The organism is Mycobacterium sp. 1245499.0, from assembly GCF_001673615.1.
GTDB classification, from domain to species: Bacteria; Actinomycetota; Actinomycetes; order Mycobacteriales; family Mycobacteriaceae; genus Mycobacterium; species Mycobacterium europaeum_A.
The window spans coordinates 39,011-45,447 of record NZ_LZMG01000240.1; the positions used below are offsets into that span (position 1 = coordinate 39,011).

Genomic DNA, 6,437 nt, shown 5'->3' on the forward strand with positions numbered 1-6,437 from the left:
ACGGCCGGTTAAGCGCCAGCCGTTCTCAGGGCAGCACGACCCGCAGTCGCTCCCAGCCGCGGACGGTCGACGTCGACGCCAATTGCGCCGTGTCGTAATCGATGTCCCATTCGGGCCACCGGTTGAGGATCTCGTCCAGCGCGACGCGGCCCTCGAGGCGGGCCAGGTTGGCACCCAGACAGTAGTGCACGCCCTTACCGAAGGTGATGTGCGAGATGTTGTCGCGGCGGATGTCGTAGGTGTCGGGATCGGTGTAGCGGCGGTGATCGCGATTGGCGGCGCCGAACAGCAACAGCATCGCGCTGCCGGCCGGCACCGTCGTGCCGTAACACTCGAAATCCCTTGCCATCCAACGGGCGACGTGCGGACCGGTGGGTTCGAATCGCAGCGTCTCGTCGACGGTGCGGGTCAACAGTGACCGGTCCCGGTAGACCTCGCGGCGCTGGTCGGGGTGCTCGGCGAGCACTTTGGCCAGCCAGCCGATCAGCCGGCCGGTGGTCTCGTTTCCGGCCCCGGCGACCACCTGCGTGTAGTGCAGCACCTCCTTGCGGGTCAGCTTGCGGTGCACCCCGTTCTCGTCGTCGAATTCGACGTTGAGCAGCGTTGTCATCAAATCGTCCGAGGGGTTCTTGGAACGCCATTCGACGTAGTCGGCGTAGATGCGGCCGTCGGCGATGGAGTCGGCGTCGGCGACCTTCAACGGCGCACCCGGCTTGGTGCGCAGGTTGGCGTCGTTGGCGTCGCGCACTGAGATCTGTTCGGACTCCGGGATCCCCAACAGCATTCCGATCACGCGCATCGGCATCATGGATGCCAGCTCGGCGATGATGTCGAAACCCCCGGAGCCGACCAGCGGGTCCAGGCAGCGCACGCAGTATTGCCGGATCTGGTCCTCGAGCGCGGCCATCCGGCGGGGGGTGAACACCCGCGACATCAGGCCGCGCAGCCTCGAGTGTTCGGGCGGGTCCTGGAACATCATGACGCCGCCGGGCATGTCGAATTTCGACTGGACGAGCTCGAGGATGTCGCTTCGTCTGTTGGAGAAGGTCTCCCAGTTGGCCAGGCCGCGTTCGACGTCGGAATGCCTTGACAGCGCCCAGAAGTCGTAGCGCTCGTTGTAGTAGATCGGCGCTTCCTCGCGCAGCCGCGCGTAGATCGGGTACGGGTTGGCATTGATGTCGACGTCGTAGGGGTCGTAGTAGACGTCGGTGTCGTTGGTGACCGTCATCGATGCTTCCTTACTTCAGGCAGCTGCCCGCGTCCACCGGGAGCGCGACCCCGGTGATGTAGCGGGCCTCGTCGGAGGCCAGGAACAGCACGGCATTGCTGATGTCCTGGGCGGTGACCCACGGGATCGGCAGCGTGTGGAAGGTCTGGCAGATCGGCGCGAGATCGTCGGGTCCAGGGTTGTCCAGATCGGGGCGAAACGCGTGGAAGGTGCCCTCGTTGATCAGCAGCGGCGTGTTCACATGGGTCGGCAACACGGCATTGACCCGAATCATCTTGTGTCCCAATTCGACTGCGAACGCGCGCATCAGCCCTATCACGCCGTGCTTGGCCGACGTGTAGTGCCCGGTGTGCAGGTAGGCCTTCTTGCCGGCGACCGACGAGGTCAGGATGATCGAACCGCCGCGGTCGCCCTCCAGCAGGTGCGGGACACCGGCCTTGACCGTCTTCCACACACCGCTGAGGTTGACGTCGATCATCTCCTGCCACAGCGCCTCGTCGGTCTTGTGCAGCTTGCCGGTCATCGTGCCGATGCCGGCGTTCGCGACGATGACGTCGAGGCGCCCCAGCTGTTCGACACCGCCGTCGACCGCCGCCCGCAACGCGTCGTACTCGCGGACGTCGACCTCGGCGGTCACCACGCGAGCTCCGGCGTCCTTGACCATGCCCGCCGTGACGTCGAGGTCTTCCGGTGTCGCGGCGGGAGCCGGCGATCCCTCAAATCCCCGGCAGATGTCGACCGCGATGATGTCGGCACCCTCCTGCGCGAGCCGGACGGCGTGACTCCTGCCCTGCCCCCGTGCCGCACCGGTCACGAAGGCGACCTTGCCGTCCATCCGACCCATGGCATCCTCCACCCATCGACTTTGGGCGATCGCCCAAAAGTGTGGCGCAGGCCATGTCTAGCAGCATCGTGACGAGTCCGTCAAGACCGCAGCGCGGCCTCGATCAGCGTTGCCGCGGCGGCGCGCGCATGCACAACGGGCGCGGTGTCATTCAGTGACGTCGCCATCGCGGTGGCACCCTCGAACAGCACGGCCAGCTGCTGGCCGAGCAGATGAGGATCGGCGGCACCGGCCTCGCGCGCGACCGCGATGAGACGGTCACTGAAGTTGCGCTTGTGGGTTCGCACGATGTCGTCCGTCGTCGCCAGCGATCCGGCCGATTCCACCGCGGCGTTGTGAAAAGGGCAGCCGCGCACGATGTCCGATTGACGTACGTCGAAGATGGCCAGCAGGCGCTCGCGGGCGGGCAGGTCACCCTCGTCAAGGCGGCGTTCGGTGGGCGAGCCGCCGCGGGCGTCGATGTTGCGCAGATAGGTGTCGATGAGCTCGTTCTTGCTGGCGAAATGTTGGTAAAGCGTTCGCTTGGAGACGCCGGCCTCTTGCGCGATCAGTTCGACTCCGGTCGCGTGAATGCCGTTGCGGTAGAAGAGCCGGGCCGCGGCGCGCTCGATGCGTTCGCGTGCGCCGCGCCCGGCCACCCGGGGCGACTGTGCTGCGGCTGCGCTCACGGCACCGATGGTACACCGTCCGGTTTACAAATAGCCGGTGCATCGCTAGCTTGGTGCTAACGAAGTAAACCGATCAGTTTTATGCCGGAGGGGTCGCATGGTGCATTCAGACGCTCGAGAGGCCGAGGTCACGGGATGGGGCGAGCCCCGGTCGCGCCTGATCAGCTGGCACGACCCGATCGCCACCCAGGCCGCCGCCGCGTCGATGTCCGGCCTGTCCTACTGGCGGGCGGTGTCCGACGGGCAGTTGCCGCCGCCACCGATCGGTGAGCTCATCCAGATGCGCATCGCCGAGGTGGAAAACGGCCGCATCGCCTTCAGCTGCACACCCGACGGGTCCATGTACAACCCGCTGGGAACGGTGCACGGCGGCACCGTGTGCACGCTGTTGGACACCGTCACCGGCTGCGCATTGCACACCACACTCGCCGCGGGCTTCGGGTACACGTCGGTCGAAATCAAGGTCAACTACCTCAAAGCCGTCACCGTGGCCAGCGGACCACTGACCGCGGTCGGCACGGTGGTCAAGGCGGGCGCGCGCATCGGGTTCACCGAAGCGAAGGCCACCGATGCCTCCGGAGCGCTCGTCGCGACGGCGAGCAGCACCCTGTTGATCTTCGAATTACCCAGTCGCACAACTCAATACAACGGCAACGGCAACGGCAAGCATCGCTGAAAGGACCGGACCGCCATGACCTCCGTTTTGATCACCGGCGCCAACCGCGGCATCGGCCGCGCCGTCGCCACCGAGTTCGCCGGCCGCGGCCACCGCGTGGTCGCCACCGCCCGTGACCCCCGCACCCTGGCGGAGCTCGACGTCGCCCTGCGGCTGTCCCTCGACGTCACCGACGATGCCAGCGTCACCGCGGCCGTCGACGCCGCCGGCGAAATCGACATCGTCGTCGCCAACGCCGGGGTGATCTTCTACGCCGCCGTGGAAGCCACGCCGCTGGCCGAGCTGCAGCGGCTGCTCAACCTCAACACCGTCGGCGCGATCCGCGTGGCCCAGGCGGTCCTGCCGCAGATGAGGTCCCGACGTGACGGGAAACTGCTGTTCATGTCCAGCGTCCTCGGACGCGTCGTGCTGCCGCCCGGGGCGGCGTATGCGGCAACGAAGTGGGCGCTGGAAGCCCTCGTCGAGGCGTTGGCGATCGAGGTCGCGCCGTTGGGGATTCAGGCCGCCCTGTTGGAGCCCGGAGCCGTGAGCTCCGGGGCGCTCGACGACGTGACCACCTACAGGCTCCCCGACGATCCCTACGCGGCGATCCTGCGGGGTGGCGGGGCCCGCGCCGGAATGATCACCCCCGAACAGGTCGCGGCCGAGGTGGTCGATGCCGCCGAGAAACCGCAACTGCCGCTGCGCATTCCGATCGGCGGAGCGGCCAGGGCGTTGTTGACCGCCCGCCATGCGGCTCCCGACGATGTCCCGTTCATCATGGGCGCGGCCGAGAGATGATGGTCGGGTGGCGAATGACAAGGCGGCGACCGGGCTTCTGGTGATCGATCCCTACAACGATTTCATTTCTCCGGGCGGGAAAGTGTGGGATCGGTTGCAAGGCGTCATCGAAAGCAATGACTGCGTCACCCATATGCAGCAGGTGCTCGATGCCGCCCGCGGTGCGGGTTTGCGCGTGTTTTACGCGCTGCATCGTCGCTACCGCCCGGGCGATTACGAGACGTGGAAGTACATCGCGCCGGTGCAACGAGCAGCCTGGTCGCGCAAGACCTTTGAATACGGCACCTGGGGCGGCGAGATCCGTCCCGGGTTCGAGCCGCAACCGGGCGACATCGTCGCTCACGAACACTGGTGTTCCAGCGGCTTCGCCAACACCGACCTCGACCTGCAGCTCAAGCGCCATGGCATCGAGCGGGTCATCGTGATGGGCTTGATCGCACATACCTGCGTCGAGGCAACGGTTCGGTTCGCCGCCGAGCTCGGGTATGACGTCACGGTGGTTCGAGACGCGACGGCCGATTACTCGGCTGGCGAGATGCACGCCGCCCTCGAGGTGAACATGCCCAACTACGCCTCGGCGCTCGTGACGGCCGACGAGGCCGTTGCCGCGATCGCCGCTCTTTAAGCCGACGTCACGGGGCCGCGGCGATCCGTGAAGATTTGCGGCGCGCGTGTGAAGGCTTCGTTAAGAACGAGGCACGCCGCCCGGCGAACCCGCACGGTAGAGGCATGACGCTCGCCGCTACCCGCGACGGCGCCCTGCGTTGCGCTCAGGCGCCGCTGCGCGCCATACCCGGAGCGGCGTCGGTTCGAGTGACGGTGAGCTACGCGGTCGTCTTGCTCGCCATCTATCTCATCCTCGCCGCGCTGGGCCCGCACGCGCACGAGGTCGCCGTGAGCCGAATGAGCACGAACATTCACAACCTCGGGCGCGGTCACCTGGGCACCTTGATCGGCAGCGCATTCGTCAACGACGGCGGCGATCTGTTCTTCTGGCTGCCCGGGCTGGTCTGCCTGCTGGCCCTGGGCGAACTCATGTGGTGTGGCAGGGGCTTGCTCGTCACCTTCGCGGTCGGGCACATCGGCGCCACGGTGATCGTCGCGGTCGGCCTGGTCGCCGCCATCGAAACCGGCATGCTGCCGGTTTCGGTCGCCCGCGCCAGCGACGTGGGAATCAGCTACGGCGCGATGTGCGTGCTCGGCGCGTTCACCGCCGCGATCCCGGCCCGCTGGCGCGGGACCTGGGCGGGTTGGTGGCTGGGAACCGCGGTGGTGGCGGCCGCGGGTGCGGACTTCACCGCCGTCGGCCACGTGGTGGCGCTGCTGCTCGGCATCGGCTTGTCGTTCCGGTTGCGGTCGGCGGCCTCGTGGGCACCCCTGCACCAGGCGTTGCTCTTGGTCGCCGTCACGTTCGGCTATCTGTTGCTCGCCGGGCCTTCGCTGATGGCGCCCGCCGGCGGGCTGGCCGGTGCCCTCATCGGACTGGCCACCAACCGCTCGTTAGTCGGCGGGCCCCGCCAGCGTGTCGACGTGATAGCGGCTGGCGGTCCACGGCGGTGAGTCGGCGGTGGGCGTCAGGGTGATCGTCACCTGCGCCTTACCCGCCGTCACCGAGCGCGGCAGCAGGTAGGTATCGTCCAGCCAGCGGTGGAAGCTGTTGCTGCGCGGCTGCAACCAGTTTCCCGTGGGTGTGCCGTCAACCGCAACGTCGGCCGACTGAAAACCGATGGCCTGATCCGATGTCCGCCGCAGCAGGATGCCGTGGTTGTCCGGATCGATCTGGACATGAAAAGTGATCGCGCCCTTGCCGATACGGACCGAACCGACGACCGGCAGGGTGTCCTGGGTGCCTTCGTACTCGCTGACCAGTAGCTGGTCGGTCGCGTCGAAGTCGGCGTAGCCGTGCAGGACTCGATTGACGGGATCAGTCGGGCTGACGTCGTCGCCACCGGTGACGCCGGCGACCGGCTGTGTGTAGAGGAATGCCGTTGAGCCGTAGTCGGGTTGGACCATGTTCCGTTTGCCGTGCTCGATGCCGAATCGGATCGCGGAGTGATAGCCGATGGCGTCGGCCAGCATGATCCGGTAGACGGCGACGCAATAGTCGGCGCAACCACCGGCGGCGGTGCGTTGATCGGGCTGGCCGTTGAGGGGGTCGCTGAAGTGGGTGCCGCCCTTGAAGTACCAGCCGCCCTCATACAGGTCCTCGGTGCCGGTGCCGTACCACTGCGGGGACGCGGC

At 67.1% G+C, this 6,437-nt stretch carries 8 protein-coding genes; 4 read left to right on the forward strand and 4 right to left on the reverse strand.

What is annotated here, in order from left to right; all coding sequences use genetic code 11:
- Nucleotides 1-25: 25 nt before the first annotated feature.
- The 3 genes from A5646_RS13590 to A5646_RS13600 all read right to left on the reverse strand — a co-directional run bounded on the left by A5646_RS13590 (nucleotide 26) and on the right by A5646_RS13600 (nucleotide 2,740).
- On the reverse strand, nucleotides 26-1,228 hold the full coding sequence (locus A5646_RS13590; protein ID WP_066868266.1) for a cytochrome P450: 1,203 nt from the start codon (nucleotides 1,226-1,228) through the stop codon (nucleotides 26-28).
- Between the two features lie 10 nt (nucleotides 1,229-1,238).
- Nucleotides 1,239-2,072 (reverse strand): mycofactocin-coupled SDR family oxidoreductase, encoded by an 834-nt coding sequence (locus A5646_RS13595; protein ID WP_066868264.1) that lies wholly within the window; start codon nucleotides 2,070-2,072, stop codon nucleotides 1,239-1,241.
- A gap of 80 nt (nucleotides 2,073-2,152) precedes the next feature.
- Nucleotides 2,153-2,740 carry a TetR/AcrR family transcriptional regulator gene (locus A5646_RS13600; protein WP_066868262.1) on the reverse strand — a complete coding sequence of 196 codons (588 nt, stop codon included), beginning with the start codon at nucleotides 2,738-2,740 and terminating at the stop codon, nucleotides 2,153-2,155.
- 97 nt (nucleotides 2,741-2,837) lie between these two features.
- Here A5646_RS13600 and A5646_RS13605 point away from each other — a divergent pair, with 97 nt between their 5' ends.
- From A5646_RS13605 to A5646_RS13620, 4 genes are all read left to right on the forward strand, one after another.
- Nucleotides 2,838-3,416, forward strand: a complete 579-nt coding sequence (locus A5646_RS13605) for a PaaI family thioesterase (protein ID WP_067022074.1) — start codon at nucleotides 2,838-2,840, stop codon at nucleotides 3,414-3,416.
- Nucleotides 3,417-3,431: 15 nt separating this feature from the next.
- On the forward strand, nucleotides 3,432-4,196 hold the full coding sequence (locus A5646_RS13610) for an SDR family oxidoreductase (RefSeq protein WP_066868258.1): 765 nt from the start codon (nucleotides 3,432-3,434) through the stop codon (nucleotides 4,194-4,196).
- Nucleotides 4,162-4,821, forward strand: coding sequence for a cysteine hydrolase family protein (locus A5646_RS13615; protein WP_066868256.1), 660 nt, complete (start codon nucleotides 4,162-4,164; stop codon nucleotides 4,819-4,821). The genes A5646_RS13610 and A5646_RS13615 overlap by 35 nt, the downstream gene beginning before the upstream one ends.
- 104 nt (nucleotides 4,822-4,925) lie before the next feature.
- The gene (locus A5646_RS13620) at nucleotides 4,926-5,756 is read left to right on the forward strand and encodes a rhomboid-like protein (protein WP_082984730.1); all 831 of its coding nucleotides are present in this window, start codon (nucleotides 4,926-4,928) and stop codon (nucleotides 5,754-5,756) included.
- On the opposite strand, the gene A5646_RS13625 is transcribed toward A5646_RS13620, so the two are convergent.
- Nucleotides 5,697-6,437 (reverse strand): DUF2961 domain-containing protein (locus A5646_RS13625; RefSeq protein WP_156765599.1); only part of this gene is annotated, 741 nt, incomplete at its 5' end. The two genes, A5646_RS13620 and A5646_RS13625, sit on opposite strands and share 60 nt — an antisense overlap.

What these genes read in the sequence shown, in the direction of transcription:
- A5646_RS13590 (WP_066868266.1), bottom strand. Translation starts at nt 1,228, where the DNA reads ATGACGGTCACCAACGACACCGACGTCTACTACGACCCCTACGACGTC.
- A5646_RS13595 (WP_066868264.1), bottom strand. Translation starts at nt 2,072, where the DNA reads ATGGGTCGGATGGACGGCAAGGTCGCCTTCGTGACCGGTGCGGCACGG.
- A5646_RS13605 (WP_067022074.1), top strand. Translation starts at nt 2,838, where the DNA reads ATGGTGCATTCAGACGCTCGAGAGGCCGAGGTCACGGGATGGGGCGAG.
- A5646_RS13610 (WP_066868258.1), top strand. Translation starts at nt 3,432, where the DNA reads ATGACCTCCGTTTTGATCACCGGCGCCAACCGCGGCATCGGCCGCGCC.
- A5646_RS13615 (WP_066868256.1), top strand. Translation starts at nt 4,162, where the DNA reads ATGTCCCGTTCATCATGGGCGCGGCCGAGAGATGATGGTCGGGTGGCG.
- A5646_RS13620 (WP_082984730.1), top strand. Translation starts at nt 4,926, where the DNA reads ATGACGCTCGCCGCTACCCGCGACGGCGCCCTGCGTTGCGCTCAGGCG.